Origin of the sequence: Delftia sp. JD2, from assembly GCF_001682645.1 — a bacterium.
In the GTDB taxonomy this organism is placed as follows: domain Bacteria; phylum Pseudomonadota; class Gammaproteobacteria; order Burkholderiales; family Burkholderiaceae_C; genus Comamonas; species Comamonas acidovorans.
Genome location: NZ_LFJT01000001.1, coordinates 102,935 through 118,857 on the forward strand (window position 1 = coordinate 102,935; position 15,923 = coordinate 118,857).

Sequence of the window (15,923 nt, forward strand, 5' to 3'; positions counted from 1 at the left end):
CTGGGAAAAAATTTCCGCTCCACCCCACCTGCCAGAAAACAAATGCCTCTAATATCGCGCCAATTTTTTACAAGGAGCGATGCCACATGGGCCTTTTCCAATGGACGGAAAAATCCGCCAACCAGCTGCAACGGGGAGGCGTGATCGGCCCCGATGAGCGCCTGCCCTGGCCACAGACCGGGCTGATGGGCATACAGCACGTGATCGCCATGTTCGGCTCCACCGTGCTGGCGCCCATCCTCATGGGGTTCGACCCCAACGTGGCCGTGCTCATGAGCGGCATCGGCACGCTGATCTTCTTCCTGATCACGGGCGGCAAGGTGCCCAGCTACCTGGGCTCGTCCTTTGCCTTCATCGGCGTGGTGATCGCAGCCACGGCCTATGGCGGCAAGGGCGCCAACGGCAACATCGGCGTGGCGCTGGGCGGCATCATTGCCTGCGGCGCGGTCTATGCGCTGATCGGCCTGGTGGTGCAGATGGTGGGCACGCGCTGGATCGAGCGCTTCATGCCGCCCGTGGTCACGGGCGCCGTGGTGGCCGTGATCGGGCTGAACCTGGCGGCCATACCCGTCAAGAACATGGCGGCCAACAACTTCGAGTCGTGGATGCAGGCCCTGACCTTCGTCTGCGTGGGCCTGGTGGCCGTGTTCACGCGCGGCATGGTGCAGCGCCTGCTGATCCTGGTGGGCCTGATCGCCGCCAGCCTGCTGTACGGCCTGTTCACCAATGTGCTGGGCATGGGCAAGCCCGTGGACCTGTCGGGCGTGATCAACGCCGCCTGGTTCGGCCTGCCCCAGTTCCACGCGCCCGTGTTCAGCGGCCCGGCCATGGTGCTCATCGTGCCCGTGGTCATCATCCTGGTGGCCGAGAACCTGGGCCACATCAAGGCCGTGACCGCCATGACCGGCAAGAACCTGGACCAGTACATGGGCCGGGCCTTCATCGGCGACGGCGTGGCCACCATGGTCAGCGGCGCGGCCGGCGGTACCGGCGTGACCACCTATGCCGAGAACATCGGCGTGATGGCCGCCACGCGCATCTACTCGACGGCCGTGTTCTTCGTGGCCGCCGTCCTGGCCGTGCTGCTGGGCTTCTCGCCCAAGTTCGGCGCGCTGATCCAGGCGATCCCGCTGCCCGTGATGGGCGGCGTGTCCATCGTGGTGTTCGGCCTGATCGCCGTGGCCGGCGCCAAGATCTGGGTGGACAACCGCGTGGACTTCTCGCAGAACAAGAACCTGATCGTGGCGGCCATCACCCTGATCCTGGGCACGGGCGACTTCACGCTCAAGTTCGGCGACTTCGCGCTGGGCGGCATCGGGACCGCGACTTTCGGCGCCATCATCCTGTACGCGCTGCTGGATCACGCACGCGACGATCAGCCACTGATCCATTGAATGTGAGCGCACGCAAACATTCTTTGAGCCTTTGACTGCGCGGCAGGGCCTTTACGGGGAAACCCGAGGGCCGCTGCCAGCGCTGCTACCATCGGTTTCCGGAGATATACCGCCCTTGCGTTCTTGCATGGGGCGGTTTTTTTTAGGCTTGCAAGCCAGCGCTGCGGCACCCTGCCGGCTGGCGCGAGCCGTCAGCCGGAGCCATAGATGTCCCTCGCAGACCGCGTACGTTTCCCAGAATTCCTTTCGCGCACCATGACGGCCGAGCAGGCCGCCGCCCTGATCCCCCACGGCGTCAACGTCGGCATGAGCGGATTCACGGGCGCGGGCTACCCCAAGGCCCTGCCCCAGGCCATCGCCCAGCACGCCAAGAGCGAACACGCGGCCGGCCGGCCCTACAAGATCAATGTCTGGACCGGCGCCTCCACGGCCGCCGAGATGGACGGCGCCCTGGCCGAGGCCGGCGCACTGGGCCAGCGCCTGCCCTTCAACACCGACCCGACCTGCCGCGCCAGGATCAATGCCGGCGAGATCGACTTCATCGACATGCACCTGTCCCACGTGGCCCAGCATGCGTGGTTCGGCTTCCTGGGCCCCATGAGCGTGGCCGTGGTCGAGGTGCTGGGCGTGACCGAGGACGGACGCCTCATCCCCTCCACCGCGGTGGGCAACAACAAGACCTGGCTGGAGATCGCCGACAAGGTGATCCTGGAGGTCAACACCAAGCCGCCGGGCAAGATGGAAGGCATGCACGACATCTACTACGGCACGGCCATCCCGCCGCGCCGCGTGCCCATTGCCCTGACCCATGCCGATGACCGCATCGGCGAGCCCTATCTGCGCGTGGACCCGGCCAAGGTGGTCGCCGTGGTCGAGACCCACAAGGGCGACCGCGACAACGTCTTCGCCCAGCCCGACGCCAACTCCAACCTGATCGCCGCGTCCATCATCGACTTCCTCGCGCACGAGATGAAGATGGGCCGCCTGCCCAAGGAGATGCTGCCCATCCAGTCGGGCGTGGGCAACGTGGCCAACGCCGTGCTGGCCGGCCTGCTGACGGGTCCGTTCGAGAACCTGCTGGGCTTCACCGAGGTGCTGCAGGACGGCATGCTGGACCTGCTGCGCGCGGGCAAGATGAGCCGCGCCTCGGCCACCTCGATCTCGCTGTCCGGCAGCGCCTACAGGGACTTCGAGGAGAACATCGACTTCTACCGCGAGCGCATCATCCTGCGCCCCCAGGAGATCAGCAACCACCCCGAGCTGGTGCGCCGGCTGGGCGTGATCGCCATGAACTCCATGATCGAGGCCGACATCTACGGCAACATCAACTCCACCCACGTCATGGGCACGGGGATGATGAACGGCATCGGCGGCTCGGGCGATTTCGCGCGCAACGGTTACCTGTCCTTCTTCGTCACGCCCTCGGTGGCCAAGGGCGGCAAGATCAGCTGCATCGTGCCCATGTGCTCGCACGTGGACCATACCGAGCACGACACGCAGATCATCGTCACCGAGCAGGGCCTGGCCGACCTGCGCGGCCTGTCGCCGCGCAAGCGCGCCCAGGTCATCATCGACCGCTGCGCCCATCCCGACTTCCGCCCCCAGCTGCAGGACTACTTCGACCGCGCCCAGCGCCAGGGCGCGCTGCACACGCCCCACATCCTGGGCGAAGCGCTGAGCTGGCACCAGCGCTTTGTCGAAACGGGCGACATGCGCGCCTGACCCGCACAAGCGCGCCAGCGCGCAGTCTCCTGGGCTACAGGCAGCCATCGGCATGGCTGCCTGGACTGGCGTAGCATGCAAGGACGGCCCGCGGGGCCGTCTTTTTCGTTGCACCCACAGGACTTCTCCCATGCCGATCTGGAAGCGCAGCTTCACCCTTGAAGACATCACCTCGCTGAGCGCCGACACGGCCGTCTCGCACCTGGGCATCGAGTTCACCGAGATCGGTGACGACTTCCTGCGCGGCCGCGTGCACGTGGACCAGCGCACCTGCCAACCCTACGGCATCCTGCACGGCGGCGTGAACGTGGTGCTGGCCGAAACCCTGGGCTCGGTGGCGGCGGCCTGCTCCATCCCGGAAGGCTGGCGCAGCGTGGGCCTGAACGTCTCGGCCAACCATGTGCGCGCCGCGCGCCAGGGCTGGGTCACGGGCACGGCCCGCCCCGTGCACCTGGGCCAGACCACCCATGTCTGGGCCATCGAACTGCACGACGAAACCGGCCGCCTGACCTGCACCTGCAGCCTGACCATGGCGCTGCTGCCGCCCACGCATGCGCAGAACGTCAAGCTCGCGGCGCAGCCGCCGGTGGCGGCCCAGCCCTGATCAAACCCCCAGCAACTCCGACAGGCGCTCCGGCTGCGCCAGCAGCTCCCGCGAGTCGGCCTGCAGCGCCAGCCGGCCCTTGGCCATGACCACGGCGCGGTCGGTGTGGGCCAGGACCTTTTTGTAGTCGCGGTCCACGATCAGGGTGGAGATGCCGGTGCTGCGGATGGCGGCGATCACGCGCCAGATTTCGGCGACGACCAGGGGGGCCAGGCCTTCGGTGGCTTCGTCGAGGATGAGCAGGCGCGGGTGCGTCATCAGCGCGCGGCCTATGGACAGCATCTGCTGCTCGCCGCCAGAGAGCTGGTCGCCGCCATTGGCCAGGCGCTCCGCGAGCCGGGGGAAGGTGTCGAGCACGCGCTCCAGCGTCCAGTGGCGCTCGCCCTGCAGGCCGGGGCGGGCGCTCATGACCAGGTTCTCGCGCACGCTGAGGTTGGGGAAGATGCCGCGCCCCTCTGGCACATAGCCAATGCCCAGCCGCGCCATGCGTTCGGGCGGCGCGCCCGTGCAGTCGCGGCCATCGGCGCGCAGGCGGCCGGAGCGTGCCGGCACATAGCCCATGAGCGTGCGGATCAGCGTGGTCTTGCCCATGCCGTTGCGCCCCAGCAGGCCCACGGCCTGGCCCGCGCCCAGCGCCAGGCTCACGCCCTGCAGGATGTGGCTGTCGCCGTAGTAGGTATGCAGCTCGTCGATGGCGAACATGGGCTCAGTCATCGTCTTCTCCGAGATAGGCAGTACGGACCACGGGATCGACACGGATCTGCGCGGGCGTGCCCGTGGCCACCACGCTGCCGTTGACCATCACGGTGATGCGGTCGGCGATGCGGAACACGGCGTCCATGTCGTGCTCGACCAGCAGTACCGCATGGCCGCGCTTGAGCTCCTGCAGCAGGGCCAGCATGCGCTCGGTCTCCTCGGCGCCCATGCCGGCCAGCGGTTCGTCCAGCAGCAGCACGCGCGGGCCGGTGGCCAGGCACATGGCCACTTCCAGCTGGCGCTTGGCGCCATGGCTCAGCGTGCCGGCCACGGACTGGGCCTGCCCGGCCAGGCCCGCACGCTCCAGGGCCGCATGGGCCTGGCGCAGGCTGGCCGCGCAGCGCTGTGCGGACAGGCCCAGCTGCCAGGGCCTGAGCGCCATTTGCGCCTGGGCCGCGAGCCGGCAGTTCTCCAGCGCCGAGAACTCGGGAAAGATGGTGGTGCGCTGGTAGCTGCGGCCCACGCCGGCACGCGCACGCCGGGGCTGGGGCATGCGCGTGACGTCCTGGCCGGCGAGCGCAATGCGCCCCGCGCTGGCCGCCAGTTCGCCCGAGAGCATGTTGACCAGGGTGGACTTGCCCGCGCCGTTGGTGCCGATCACGGCATGGACCTCGCCCTCATGCAGGTCCAGGTCCACGCCGCCCACGGCCGTGAGCCCGCCGAAGCGGCGCGTGAGGCCGCGCACCGAAAGCAGTGCCGCATCAGCCATGTCCGGCCTCCTTGTGGTGGACCTCGTTGTGCACTCCAGCGCGTTGCCGTGCAAGGCCCGCCAGCCCGATCAGCCCCATCAGTCCTTTCGGCAGCAGGGCCACGAGCACGATGATGGTCAGGCCCAGGCTCAGCTGCCAGTGGTCGGCCATGGGGCCGACGATGGCATGCGTGGACAGCACCTCCTTGAGCGCGACGAAGGCCACCGTGCCCAGCACGGCGCCGCGCAGCGAGCCCAGGCCGCCGAGGATGACCATCAGCAGCACCTCACCCGAGTGGTGCCAGGACAGCAGCTCGGGGTTGACCACGGCATCGCGCACCGCCAGCAGAAAGCCTGCCACGCCGGCCAGCATGCCGGCCAGCACGAAGGCCGTGAGCTTGTACCCGTAGGTGGTGAAGCCGGCCGCACGCATGCGCTGTTCGTTGACGCGTATGCCCGCCAGCGCCGCGCCAAAGCGCGACTGGCGCAGCCGGGCCAGGAAGGCATAGACCAGCACCAGGGCGGCCAGCACCACGTAGTACTGCACGCGCGGGATTTCCATGTCGATGGCGCCCAGCGCGGGCCGGGCCATCAGGTAGATGCCGTCGCTGCCGCCGCCGATGCCCGTGTCGTGGACCACGAAGTAGGCCATCTGTGCGAAGGCCAGCGTCACCATGATGAAGTAGATGCCGCGCGTGCGCAGGCTCAGCAGGCCCACCAGCAGCGCATAGCCGCCCGAGGCCAGCAGCGCCCAGCCCAGCATGGCCGGCAGGCTGCCGCCCTCGTTGCCTGCGGACAGCACGGCGGCATAGGCGCCCAGGCCCATGAAGGCCGCATGCCCCAGGCTCACCAGGCCCGTGCCGCCCACCAGCAGCTGCAGGCTGAGCGCGAAGATGGCCAGGATCATGGTCTTGACCACCAGGCCCGACAGATAGTCCGACCACCAGGGGCCGGCCAGCGCCAGCAGCGCCACGCAGGCCAGCGGCACGGCGCAGGCCTGCCATCGGCAGGCGCGCTGCTGCATCTCTACGGGCTGCACAGGCTGCAGGGGCTGCACGGCGGCCGCCAGCAGGGCCGGAGAAGGATTGGATACGGCCATTGTTCAGCTCCTTTGCCCCATCAGGCCCTGGGGCCGCCACACCAGCACCACCGCCATCAGCAGGTAGACGCTCATGCCGCTGAGCTCCTGGAAGAACAGCTTGCCGAAGGTATCGACAAAGCCCACCAGCAGCGAGGCCAGCAGCGCGCCCGTGATCGAGCCGATGCCGCCGATCACCACCACCACGAAGCAGATGATGAGCACGTTGCCGCCCATGCCCGGATAGACCGAACTCATGGGCGCGGCGATCATGCCCGCCAGTGCCGCCAGCGCCACGCCGATGGCGAAGACGATGCGGTACAGGCGCTTCACGTCGATGCCCAGGCCGCGCACCATGTCGCGGTTGCTGGCGCCCGCGCGCACCATCATTCCCAGGCGCGTGCGGTTGACCACCCAGTACAGCGCCAGCGCCACCAGCAGGCACACGCCCGAGGCGAACAGCCGGTACCACGGATAGCTCATGAGCCCGCCCAGCGAGAAGCTGCCCGACAGCCAGCTGGGCAGCGGCACGCCATGCACGTCATTGCCCGCCAGCAGCGAGCGCAGCTCCTCGAACACCAGGATCAGCCCGAAGGTCATCAGCACCTGCTGCAGGTGCTCGCGCTCGTAGAGGTAGCTGAAGAAGGCCCACTCCAGCGCATAGCCCAGCACCACGGTCAGCGCCACGCCCGCCAGCAGCATGGTGATGAAGTGCTGGCCCAGCAGCGGGGACAGCGCAAAGGCCATGTAGGCGCCGATCATGTAGAAGCTGCCATGGGCCAGGTTGATCACGCCCATGATCCCGAAGATCAGCGTCAGGCCCGAGGCCAGCAGGAACAGCAGCAGCCCGTACTGGACGGCGTTCAGGCACTGCACGAGAAAGGTGGCAAGGTCCATGGCGATGTCCGTATGCGTGCGTATTCGTCCGTATGAGTGCACCCCGCGCCTCACATGCGGCAGCCGCGGCCCGTATCGCCCAGGGCCTTGATGGCCACGCCCATGCGCTGGTTCTCCTTGCCCACGACCTTGCGCAGGTACATGTCCTGCACGGGGTTGTGCGACTTGCTGATGGTGAAGTCGCCGCGCGGGCTGGGGATGGTGGCCTTCTCGATGGCCTGGCGGAACTCGGCCTTCTTCGCGATGTCGCCGCCCGCCGCCTTCAGGCCCACGCCCAGCATCTGGGCGGCGTCGTAGCCCTGCACGGCATACACATCGGGCATCAGCTTGTAGGCCTGGGCATAGGCGGAGCGAAAGCGCCGGTCGCGCTCCGTGCCCAGCTCGTCGGCGTAGTGCAGCGTGGTCAGCACGCCCTGGGCGGCCTCGCCCTGGGCCTCCAGCGTGCCGTCGGTCAGAAAGCCCGAGCCGTACAGCGGGATGGTCTTGTGCAGGCCGGCCGCGTGGTAGTCCTTGACGAACTTGACGGCGCCCGCGCCCGCGAAGAAGGCAAACACCGCATCGGGCCTGGCCGCCGCGATCTCGGTCAGCAGGGCCTGGAACTCCACGTTGGGAAAGGGCACGGTGAGCTGCTTGCTGACCTTGCCGCCCTCCTTCTCGAAGCCTTCCTTGAAGGCATTGGTCATCTCCTCGCCGGCCGCGTATTTCCAGGTGATGGTCATGGCGGTTTTCCTGCCTTCCTGCCTGGCCGCCACCACGCCCATGGGATAGGAGGACTGCCAGTTGGAGAAGGACGAACGGAAGATGTTGGGCGCGCACATGGCGCCCGTGACCGCATCGGCGCCCGCATTGGGCACGATGAGCACGGTGCCGCTTTCCTTGGCCGCGCGCGCCATGGCCATGGCCACGCCCGAATGCACGGTGCCCACCAGCACATCGACCTTGTCGCGCTTGATCAGGCGGTTGACGTTGTCCGTGGCCTTGGCCGGATCGGACTCGTCATCGACCTTGAAGAACTCGATCTCGCGCCCGCCCAGCCTGCCGCCCTGCTCGTTCACGAACATGCGAAAGCCGTTTTCTATGGCCGAGCCCAGCGCCGCATAGGTGCCGCTGTAAGGCAGCATGAAGCCGACCTTGATCCTGTCCTGCGCATATGCGCCGCAGGACAGGGAGGCCGTCAGGGCGAGGACGGCCCAGTGTTTGCGATCGGTGTTCATGCGTGTCTCCTTGTGGTGGATGGGTCTTGCTTTGCGGGTCTTGCTCACACAATTCATTTCGGTTCTCCATGGCACTGCCACGCCCCTTGAAACTGGCGCGTCCCAAAGCGAGGGACACCGAGGAAGGGCCGCCCCGCACCGAGGGTGTCGTCCCCCTCCCTCGCTCAGCGAGTAGAGAGGGGGAAGCCGCGTAGCGGCTCAGGGGGTGTACTGGCCTCGCGCTCTCGGAGCCTGAAACGCTGGATCTTTCCGGTGGCGGTCTTGGGAAGTTCGTCCACGAACTCGATGAAGCGCGGGTACTTGTAGGCGGCCAGGCGCTGCTTCACGAAGGCCTTGAGCTCGGCCTCGGTGGCGCTGCAGCCGTCCTTGAGCACGACGAAGGACTTGGTCTTGAGCAGGCCGTCGGCGTCGGTCTTGCCGATCACGGCGGCCTCCAGCACGGCCGGGTGCTGCATCAGCGTGGCCTCGACCTCGAAGGGCGAGACATAGATGCCGCTGACCTTGAGCATGTCGTCGCTGCGCCCGGCATAGGTGTAGTAGCCATCGGCGTCGCGCACGTACTTGTCGCCGCTCTTGAGCCAGCCGCCCTGGAAGGTCTCGCGCGTTTTGTCGCGGTTGCCCCAGTACATGAGGGCGGCGCTGGGGCCCTGGATGAACAGGTCGCCCACCTCGCCATCGGCCACGGGGCGGCCGTCCTCGCCGCGCAGCTCCACGCGGTAGCCGTCCACGGGCTTGCCCGTGGTGCCGTAGCGGATGTCGTCGGGCCGGTTGGACAGGAAGATGTGCAGCATCTCGGTGGAGCCGATGCCGTCCACGATGTCGGCGCCGAAATGCGCCTTGAAGCGCTGGGCGATCTCGGCCGGCAGCGCCTCGCCGGCCGAGGAACACATGCGCAGGCTGACCTGCTCGCGTGCGGGCAGCAGCGGCGAGGCCAGCATGCCCGCAAAGCCCGTGGGCGCGCCGAAGAACACCGTGGGCCGGTGCTGCACCCAGCGCGCAAAGGTGGCCTCGGGTGTGGGCCGCTCGGCCATCAGCAGCACGGTGGCGCCCACGCTCAGCGGAAAGCTCAGGGCATTGCCCAGGCCGTAGGCGAAGTAGAGCTTGGCGGCGGAAAAGCAGATGTCGCCCTCGCCCAGGCCCAGCACCGGCGTGCCATACAGCTGCGCCGTCCAGTACGGATTGGCATGCGTGTGGACCGCGCCCTTGGGCTTGCCCGTGGAGCCCGAGGAATACAGCCAGAAGCCCGGGTCATCGCCCAGCGTGGGCGCCGGTGCGGGCAGCGGCGGCTGCGCCGCCAGCCAGGGCTGCAGCGGCGCAAAGCCTGCGGCGCGCGCCGCCGCTTCGTCGCCAGCCACCCAGACATGGCGCACCTCGTTGGGCGCCCGGTCCAGCGCCTGGCGCAGCAGGGGCAGCAGTGCATCGCAGGTCAGCACGGCCTGGGCGCGGCTGTGGCCCAGCATGTAGGCGTAGTCGTCGGCCGTGAGCAAGGTGTTCACCGCCACCGGCACCACACCAGCATACAGCGCGCCCAGAAAGGCCACGGCCCATTCATGGCGGTCGTGCATGAGCAGCAGCACGCGCTCCTCGCGGTGGATGCCCGCCGCCAGCAGGCCGCTGGCCATGCGCTGCGCCTGTTGCTGCAGCTGGCCGTAGCTCAGCGTGCCGTGGTCGTCGATGTAGGCGATCTTGCCGGGCCGCCCCTCATTGAGCGCGAACAGGTGCGCGGCGAAATTGAAGGGCTGGGTGAAGTCGATCATCGGGGTCTCCTTCGACATCGGGCATCTGGCCCGACTTGTGATCTTCCGCACAACATGCAATATTGTGCGTGCATCAGAAAGATAGTTAGAACACCACCGAGCGTCAAGCACTATATTGCATGGCTGGTGTTAACCCCGACTGTTTATCATTCACGCCCTCTTCAAGGAAACTCTATGGACCAGTTCGAGACGGCAGCCCAGTCCGCCGGGGCGGCGGATTCCCTCTCAGAAGCCCCCAGGAACCAGGTGCTGCAGGCGCTGGGCGAGCGTGTGCGCAGCCTGCGCTCGCGCCGGGGCATGACGCGGCGCGCCCTGGCGGCGGCGGCCGATGTCTCGGAGCGCCACCTGGCCAACCTCGAATACGGCACGGGCAATGTGTCGGTGCTGGTCCTGCACCATATTGCACAGGCCCTGCAATGCTCCATGGCCGAGCTGCTGGGCGACGTGACCACCACCAGCGCCGAATGGCTGCTGATCCGCGAACTGCTGGAAGGCCGCGATGAAGAGGATCTGCGCCGCGTGCGCCTGGCCGCAGGCGAGCTGCTGGGCACGGCGCCCAGCGACCGCCAGCGCCACACGCGCATCGCCCTGATCGGCCTGCGCGGCGCAGGCAAGTCCACGCTGGGCCGCATGCTGGCCGAGCAGCTGGGCGTGCCCTTTCTCGAACTCAACCAGGAAATCGAGCGCATTGCGGGCTGCAGCGTGCGCGCCATCCACGACCTGTACGGTGCCAACGCCTACCGCCGCTACGAGCGCCGCGCGCTGGAGGAGGCCGTGCAGATCTATAGCGACGTGGTCATCGCCACGCCGGGCGGCATCGTCTCCGACCCGGCCACCTTCAACGAGCTGCTGTCGCACTGCACCACGGTCTGGCTCAAGGCCCAGCCCGAGGAGCACATGGCCCGCGTCGTGGCCCAGGGCGATACCCGCCCCATGGCCGCCAATCCCGAGGCCATGGACGATCTGCGCAGCATCCTCGAAGGCCGCGCCGGCTTCTACGCCAAGGCCGACCACGTGGTGGATACCAGCGGGCAGACGCTGGAGCAGAGCTTCGATCAGTTGAAGGCACTGTTCCTGCCCGCACGCTGAGACGGCGGCAGCAACCCACGGCATCCAGGCCCCAGGCCTGGATTTTTTTCGCCTGTGCTGGCTGGTGTTTACCCTGGATATGGCCAAAACACGCACTATCGTGCGTGTTGCTGCGTGCATTTTTGGGATGAAACTGCATAATTGTGCCTGCACCGTATCTGCGACTGCACTATTTTTCATCCAAGAGGCCGTCCATGCACCCGTCCAGCCCCACTGTCGATTACCGCACCGAGCCCGCCCAGTACCGCCACTGGTCGTTCACCGTCGAGGGCGCCATCGCCCGCATGCAGCTGAACATCGCCGAGGACGGCGGCATACGGCCCGGCTACAAGCTCAAGCTCAACAGCTACGACCTGGGCGTGGACATCGAGCTGCACGACGCGCTCAACCGCATCCGCTTCGAGCATCCGCAGGTGCGCACCGTCATCGTCACCAGCGGGCGCGACCGCATCTTCTGCTCGGGCGCCAACATCTTCATGCTGGGCGTGTCCAGCCATGCCTGGAAGGTGAACTTCTGCAAGTTCACGAACGAGACGCGCAACGGCATCGAGGACAGCTCGCGCCATTCGGGCCTGAAGTTCCTGGCCGCCGTCAATGGCGCCTGCGCGGGCGGCGGCTACGAGCTGGCCCTGGCCTGCGACGACATCGTGCTGATCGACGACCGCTCCTCCTCCGTCTCCCTGCCCGAGGTGCCGCTGCTGGGCGTGCTGCCCGGCACGGGCGGCCTCACGCGCGTGACCGACAAGCGCCATGTGCGCCATGACCTGGCCGACATCTTCTGCACCAGCGTGGAAGGCGTGCGCGGCCAGCGCGCCGTGGACTGGCGCCTGGTCGATGCCGTGGCCAAGCCCGCGCAGTTCGACGCCGTGGTGGCCCAGCGCGCGCAGCGCCTGGCCGAGGGCAGCACGCGCCCCGCCAGCGCGCAGGGCATCACGCTCACGCGCCTGGAGCGCGAGGCCACGGACGACGCGCTGCACTACCGCCATGTCAGCGTGCAGATCGACCGCGCGCGCCGCAGCGCCACGCTGACCGTGAAGGCGCCCACGCTTGGGCAAGGCCCGCAGCCTGCCACCCTCGAAGCCATCGAGCAGGCCGGCGACGCCTGGTGGCCGCTGGCCATGGGCCGCGAGCTGGACGACGCCATCCTGCACCTGCGCACCAACGAGCTGGACGTGGGCACCTGGCTGCTCAAGACCGAAGGCGATGCCGCCGCCGTGCTGGCCGCAGACGCCGCCCTGCTGGCCCACCAGGACCACTGGCTGGCGCGCGAGACGCTGGGCCTGCTGCGCCGCAGCTTTGCGCGGCTCGATGTGTCCTCGCGCACGCTGTTCGCGCTGATCGAGCCCGGCTCCTGCTTCGTGGGCATGCTGGCCGAGCTGGCCTTCGCGGCCGACCGCGCCTACATGCTGGTGCTGCCCGATGACACCGAGCGCGCCCCGCGCATCCAGCTGGACGAATTCAATTTCGGCCTGCTGCCCCTGGTCAACGACCAGTCGCGCCTGCAGCGCCGCTTCTACGAGGAGGCCGCGCCGCTGGAGGCCGCGCGCGCCGCCACGGGCCGCGCGCTGGACGGCGACCAGGCCCTGGCCTTGGGCCTGGTCACGGCCGCGCCCGACGACATCGACTGGGACGACGAGATCCGCATCGCCATGGAAGAGCGCGCCGCCATGTCGCCCGATGCGCTCACGGGCCTGGAGGCCAACCTGCGCTTTGCCAGCCGCGAGAACATGGTCACGCGCATCTTCGGGCGCCTGTCGGCCTGGCAGAACTGGATCTTCAACCGCCCCAATGCCGTGGGCGACAAGGGCGCTCTCAAGCTCTACGGCACGGGCCAGAAGGCCGGCTTCGACTTCAACCGCGTCTGACCGCAGGCACGCCCCGAAACATCCACGGAGACCCCACCATGAGCGCCATCAACTACAGCGAGAAGATCCCCAACAACGTCAACCTCGGCGAAGACCGCACCCTGCAGCGCGCGCTGGAGAGCTGGCAGCCCAACTTCCTGAACTGGTGGGGCGACGTGGGCCCCGAAGGCTCCACCGACTACGACGTCTACCTGCGCACCGCCATCAGCGTGGACCCCCAGGGCTGGGCCCAGTTCGGCCACGTGAAGATGCGCGACTACCGCTGGGGCATCTTCCTGAACCCGGCCGAGGCCGACCGCAAGGTGCACTTCGGCGACCACGCGGGCGAGAAGGCCTGGCAGGACGTGCCCGGCGAGCACCGCGCCAACCTGCGCCGCATCATCGTCACCCAGGGCGATACCGAGCCCGCCTCGGTGGAGCAGCAGCGCCACCTGGGCCTGACCGCGCCGTCCATGTACGACCTGCGCAACCTGTTCCAGGTCAACGTGGAGGAAGGCCGCCACCTGTGGGCCATGGTCTACCTGCTGCACAAGCACTTCGGCCGCGACGGCCGCGAGGAGGCCGAGGCCCTGCTGGAGCGCCAGTCGGGCGACGAGAACAACCCGCGCATCCTGGGCGCCTTCAACGAGAAGACGCCCGACTGGCTGTCCTTCTTCATGTTCACCTACTTCACCGACCGCGACGGCAAGTTCCAGCTGGCCGCGCTGGCCGAGAGCGCCTTCGACCCGCTGGCGCGCACCACCAAATTCATGCTGACCGAGGAGGCCCACCACATGTTCGTGGGCGAGTCCGGCGTCTCGCGCGTGCTGCAGCGCACCTGCCAGGTCATGAACGAGCTGCGCACCGACGACGTGGGCCGCCTGCGCGCGGCCGGCGTGATCGACCTGCCCACGCTGCAGCGCTACCTGAACTTCCACTACAGCGTGACCATCGACCTGTTCGGCGCCGACCAGTCCAGCAATGCCGCCACCTTCTACAGCAGCGGCCTCAAGGGCCGCTACGAGGAAGGCAAGCGCGCGGACGACCACCGCCTGCACGACCAGCACTACAAGGTGCTGGAGGTCGTGGACGGCAGGCTGCAGGAAAAGGAAGTACCCATGCTCAACGCGCTCAACGAGGTGCTGCGCGACGACTACATCAAGGACTCCAACGCGGGCGTGGGCCGCTGGAACAAGGTCATGGAAAAGGCCGGCATCGACTTCCGCCTCACCGTGCCGCACAAGGCCTTCAACCGCCAGATCGGCGCGCTGGCCGGCGTGCGCATGAGCCCCGACGGCCGCGTGGTCAGCGAGCAGGAATGGCGCATGCGCGAGGCCGAATGGCTGCCCTCGGACGCCGACCGCGCCTTCGTCGCCTCGCTCATGGGCCGCTGCGTGGAGCCGGGCCAGTTCGCGGGCTGGATCGCGCCGCCGGTCATGGGCATCAACCGCCAGCCCGTGGATTTCGAATACGTGCGCTTCAACTGAAGCGCCGCGCCAGCAGGGAGTCGCCCATGACAGTCGCCTTGGTAGAACACGGCATCCTCACGCAGCACCTGATCGACCCGGAGATCTGCATCCGCTGCAACACCTGCGAGGCCACCTGCCCCGTGGGCGCCATCACGCACGATGACCGCAACTACGTGGTCCTGGCCGAGCAGTGCAACGGCTGCATGGACTGCGTCTCGCCCTGCCCCACGGGCGCCATCGACAACTGGCGCAAGGTGCCGCTGGCGAGCGCCTATCCCGTGGCCGAGCAGCTGCTCTGGGACGAGCTGCCCGAGGAACTGCCGCCTGAGACGCTGGTCCAGGCACTGGTTCAGGAACGGACCCAGGCACAGGACGCAGCGGACGCGCCCGCCGCCGAGGACCTGAGCCAGGCCCAGGCCGTGATCGCGGCGGCCGCCACGCGCGGTGCGGATGCGGCCCGGCCCGACGACCAGGCCGATACCCAGGTGTTGCGCAGCGCCAGCTACGGCGCCACCGTGCCGCCCTGGTCGGCCGCCCATCCGTACACCAACCTGCATGGCCCCAGGAGCCCCGTCACGGCCACCGTGGTCGGCAACCTCAACTGCACGGAGGCGGGATTCGACAGCGAGACCCACCACATCGTGCTGGACTTCGGCAGCCAGCCGTTCCCCGTGCTCGAAGGCCAGTCCATCGCCGTCATCGCGCCCGGCACCGATGCCCAGGGCCGCCCGCATGTGGCGCGCCAGTACTCGGTGGCCAGTGCGCGCAATGGCGAGCGGCCCGGCTACAACAACCTGGCGCTGACCGTGAAACGCGTCACCCAGGACCACCAGGGCCGCCCCGTGCGCGGCGTGGCCAGCAACTACCTGTGCGACGCACGCATCGGCGACAGGGTCCAGGTCATAGGCCCGTTCGGCCAGTCGTTCCTGATGCCCAACCATCCCCGCTCGCACATCGTGATGATCTGCACGGGCACGGGCAGCGCCCCCATGCGCGCCATGACCGAATGGCGCAGGCGGCTGCGCAAGAGCGGCAGGTTCGAGGGCGGCAAGCTCATGCTGTTCTTCGGCGCACGCACGCCGCAGGAGCTGCCCTACTTCGGCCCGCTGCAAAGCCTGCCGCGCGACTTCATCGACAACAACCTGGCCTTCTCGCGCGTGGCCGGCCAGCCCCGGCGCTACGTGCAGGACCTGCTGCGCGAACGTGCGGCCGACCTGGCGGCCCTGCTGCGCGACGACAACGCGCACTTCTACGTCTGCGGGCTCAAGAGCATGGAGGAAGGCGTGGTGCTGGCACTGCGCGACGTGGCGCAGCAATCGGGACTGGACTGGGAACAGGTCGGCGCGCGCCTCAAGCGCGAAGGCCGGCTGCATCTGGAGACTTATTGACCCCCCCTGAGTCGCTTCGCGCC

General features: G+C 68.1%; 13 protein-coding genes. 7 read left to right on the forward strand and 6 right to left on the reverse strand.

Going from position 1 to position 15,923, the window contains the following annotated elements; translation table 11 throughout:
- Positions 1-86: 86 nt before the first annotated feature.
- The 3 genes from ACM14_RS00445 to ACM14_RS00455 all read left to right on the forward strand — a co-directional run bounded on the left by ACM14_RS00445 (position 87) and on the right by ACM14_RS00455 (position 3,720).
- On the forward strand, positions 87-1,394 hold the full coding sequence (locus ACM14_RS00445) for a solute carrier family 23 protein (protein ID WP_012202026.1): 1,308 nt from the start codon (positions 87-89) through the stop codon (positions 1,392-1,394).
- 207 nt (positions 1,395-1,601) lie between these two features.
- Positions 1,602-3,116, forward strand: coding sequence for an acetyl-CoA hydrolase/transferase family protein (locus ACM14_RS00450; RefSeq protein WP_065344946.1), 1,515 nt, complete (start codon positions 1,602-1,604; stop codon positions 3,114-3,116).
- A gap of 130 nt (positions 3,117-3,246) precedes the next feature.
- Positions 3,247-3,720, forward strand: a complete 474-nt coding sequence (locus ACM14_RS00455) for a hotdog fold thioesterase (RefSeq protein ID WP_012202024.1) — start codon at positions 3,247-3,249, stop codon at positions 3,718-3,720.
- Here the strand turns inward: ACM14_RS00455 and ACM14_RS00460 are convergent, their stop codons facing one another.
- The 6 genes from ACM14_RS00460 to ACM14_RS00485 form a co-directional block, all read right to left on the reverse strand.
- Positions 3,721-4,422, reverse strand: a complete 702-nt coding sequence (locus ACM14_RS00460; RefSeq protein ID WP_034348629.1) for an ABC transporter ATP-binding protein — start codon at positions 4,420-4,422, stop codon at positions 3,721-3,723.
- Between the two features lie 4 nt (positions 4,423-4,426).
- Positions 4,427-5,185 (reverse strand): ABC transporter ATP-binding protein, encoded by a 759-nt coding sequence (locus tag ACM14_RS00465; protein WP_065344947.1) that lies wholly within the window; start codon positions 5,183-5,185, stop codon positions 4,427-4,429.
- Positions 5,178-6,263, reverse strand: a complete 1,086-nt coding sequence (locus tag ACM14_RS00470; RefSeq protein WP_065344948.1) for a branched-chain amino acid ABC transporter permease — start codon at positions 6,261-6,263, stop codon at positions 5,178-5,180. Before ACM14_RS00470 ends, ACM14_RS00465 begins: the two co-directional genes overlap by 8 nt.
- A gap of 3 nt (positions 6,264-6,266) precedes the next feature.
- On the reverse strand, positions 6,267-7,139 hold the full coding sequence (locus tag ACM14_RS00475; protein ID WP_065344949.1) for a branched-chain amino acid ABC transporter permease: 873 nt from the start codon (positions 7,137-7,139) through the stop codon (positions 6,267-6,269).
- Between the two features lie 50 nt (positions 7,140-7,189).
- Positions 7,190-8,353 (reverse strand): ABC transporter substrate-binding protein, encoded by a 1,164-nt coding sequence (locus tag ACM14_RS00480; RefSeq protein WP_013799988.1) that lies wholly within the window; start codon positions 8,351-8,353, stop codon positions 7,190-7,192.
- Positions 8,354-8,517: 164 nt separating this feature from the next.
- Entirely contained in the window at positions 8,518-10,110 is a 1,593-nt protein-coding gene (locus ACM14_RS00485; protein WP_065344950.1) for a benzoate-CoA ligase family protein, read from the reverse strand.
- A gap of 174 nt (positions 10,111-10,284) precedes the next feature.
- Here ACM14_RS00485 and ACM14_RS00490 point away from each other — a divergent pair, with 174 nt between their 5' ends.
- The 4 genes from ACM14_RS00490 (at position 10,285) to boxA (ending at position 15,900) form a co-directional block, all read left to right on the forward strand.
- Complete coding sequence (locus ACM14_RS00490; protein WP_013799986.1) at positions 10,285-11,199, forward strand: helix-turn-helix transcriptional regulator; 915 nt, start codon at positions 10,285-10,287, stop codon at positions 11,197-11,199.
- Positions 11,200-11,393: 194 nt separating this feature from the next.
- The gene (boxC, locus tag ACM14_RS00495; RefSeq protein WP_065344951.1) at positions 11,394-13,064 is read left to right on the forward strand and encodes a 2,3-epoxybenzoyl-CoA dihydrolase; all 1,671 of its coding nucleotides are present in this window, start codon (positions 11,394-11,396) and stop codon (positions 13,062-13,064) included.
- Positions 13,065-13,102: 38 nt separating this feature from the next.
- The gene (gene boxB, locus ACM14_RS00500; RefSeq protein WP_043823400.1) at positions 13,103-14,530 is read left to right on the forward strand and encodes a benzoyl-CoA 2,3-epoxidase subunit BoxB; all 1,428 of its coding nucleotides are present in this window, start codon (positions 13,103-13,105) and stop codon (positions 14,528-14,530) included.
- A gap of 26 nt (positions 14,531-14,556) precedes the next feature.
- Positions 14,557-15,900 carry a benzoyl-CoA 2,3-epoxidase subunit BoxA gene (gene boxA, locus ACM14_RS00505; protein WP_065344952.1) on the forward strand — a complete coding sequence of 448 codons (1,344 nt, stop codon included), beginning with the start codon at positions 14,557-14,559 and terminating at the stop codon, positions 15,898-15,900.
- Positions 15,901-15,923: the final 23 nt, after the last annotated feature.

Excerpts from the sequence above, each read along its gene's own strand:
- ACM14_RS00445 (WP_012202026.1), top strand. The coding sequence starts at position 87 with ATGGGCCTTTTCCAATGGACGGAAAAATCCGCCAACCAGCTGCAACGG.
- ACM14_RS00450 (WP_065344946.1), top strand. The coding sequence starts at position 1,602 with ATGTCCCTCGCAGACCGCGTACGTTTCCCAGAATTCCTTTCGCGCACC.
- ACM14_RS00455 (WP_012202024.1), top strand. The coding sequence starts at position 3,247 with ATGCCGATCTGGAAGCGCAGCTTCACCCTTGAAGACATCACCTCGCTG.
- ACM14_RS00460 (WP_034348629.1), bottom strand. The coding sequence starts at position 4,422 with ATGTTCGCCATCGACGAGCTGCATACCTACTACGGCGACAGCCACATC.
- ACM14_RS00465 (WP_065344947.1), bottom strand. The coding sequence starts at position 5,185 with ATGGCTGATGCGGCACTGCTTTCGGTGCGCGGCCTCACGCGCCGCTTC.
- ACM14_RS00470 (WP_065344948.1), bottom strand. The coding sequence starts at position 6,263 with ATGGCCGTATCCAATCCTTCTCCGGCCCTGCTGGCGGCCGCCGTGCAG.
- ACM14_RS00475 (WP_065344949.1), bottom strand. The coding sequence starts at position 7,139 with ATGGACCTTGCCACCTTTCTCGTGCAGTGCCTGAACGCCGTCCAGTAC.
- ACM14_RS00480 (WP_013799988.1), bottom strand. The coding sequence starts at position 8,353 with ATGAACACCGATCGCAAACACTGGGCCGTCCTCGCCCTGACGGCCTCC.
- ACM14_RS00485 (WP_065344950.1), bottom strand. The coding sequence starts at position 10,110 with ATGATCGACTTCACCCAGCCCTTCAATTTCGCCGCGCACCTGTTCGCG.
- ACM14_RS00490 (WP_013799986.1), top strand. The coding sequence starts at position 10,285 with ATGGACCAGTTCGAGACGGCAGCCCAGTCCGCCGGGGCGGCGGATTCC.
- boxC (WP_065344951.1), top strand. The coding sequence starts at position 11,394 with ATGCACCCGTCCAGCCCCACTGTCGATTACCGCACCGAGCCCGCCCAG.
- boxB (WP_043823400.1), top strand. The coding sequence starts at position 13,103 with ATGAGCGCCATCAACTACAGCGAGAAGATCCCCAACAACGTCAACCTC.
- boxA (WP_065344952.1), top strand. The coding sequence starts at position 14,557 with ATGACAGTCGCCTTGGTAGAACACGGCATCCTCACGCAGCACCTGATC.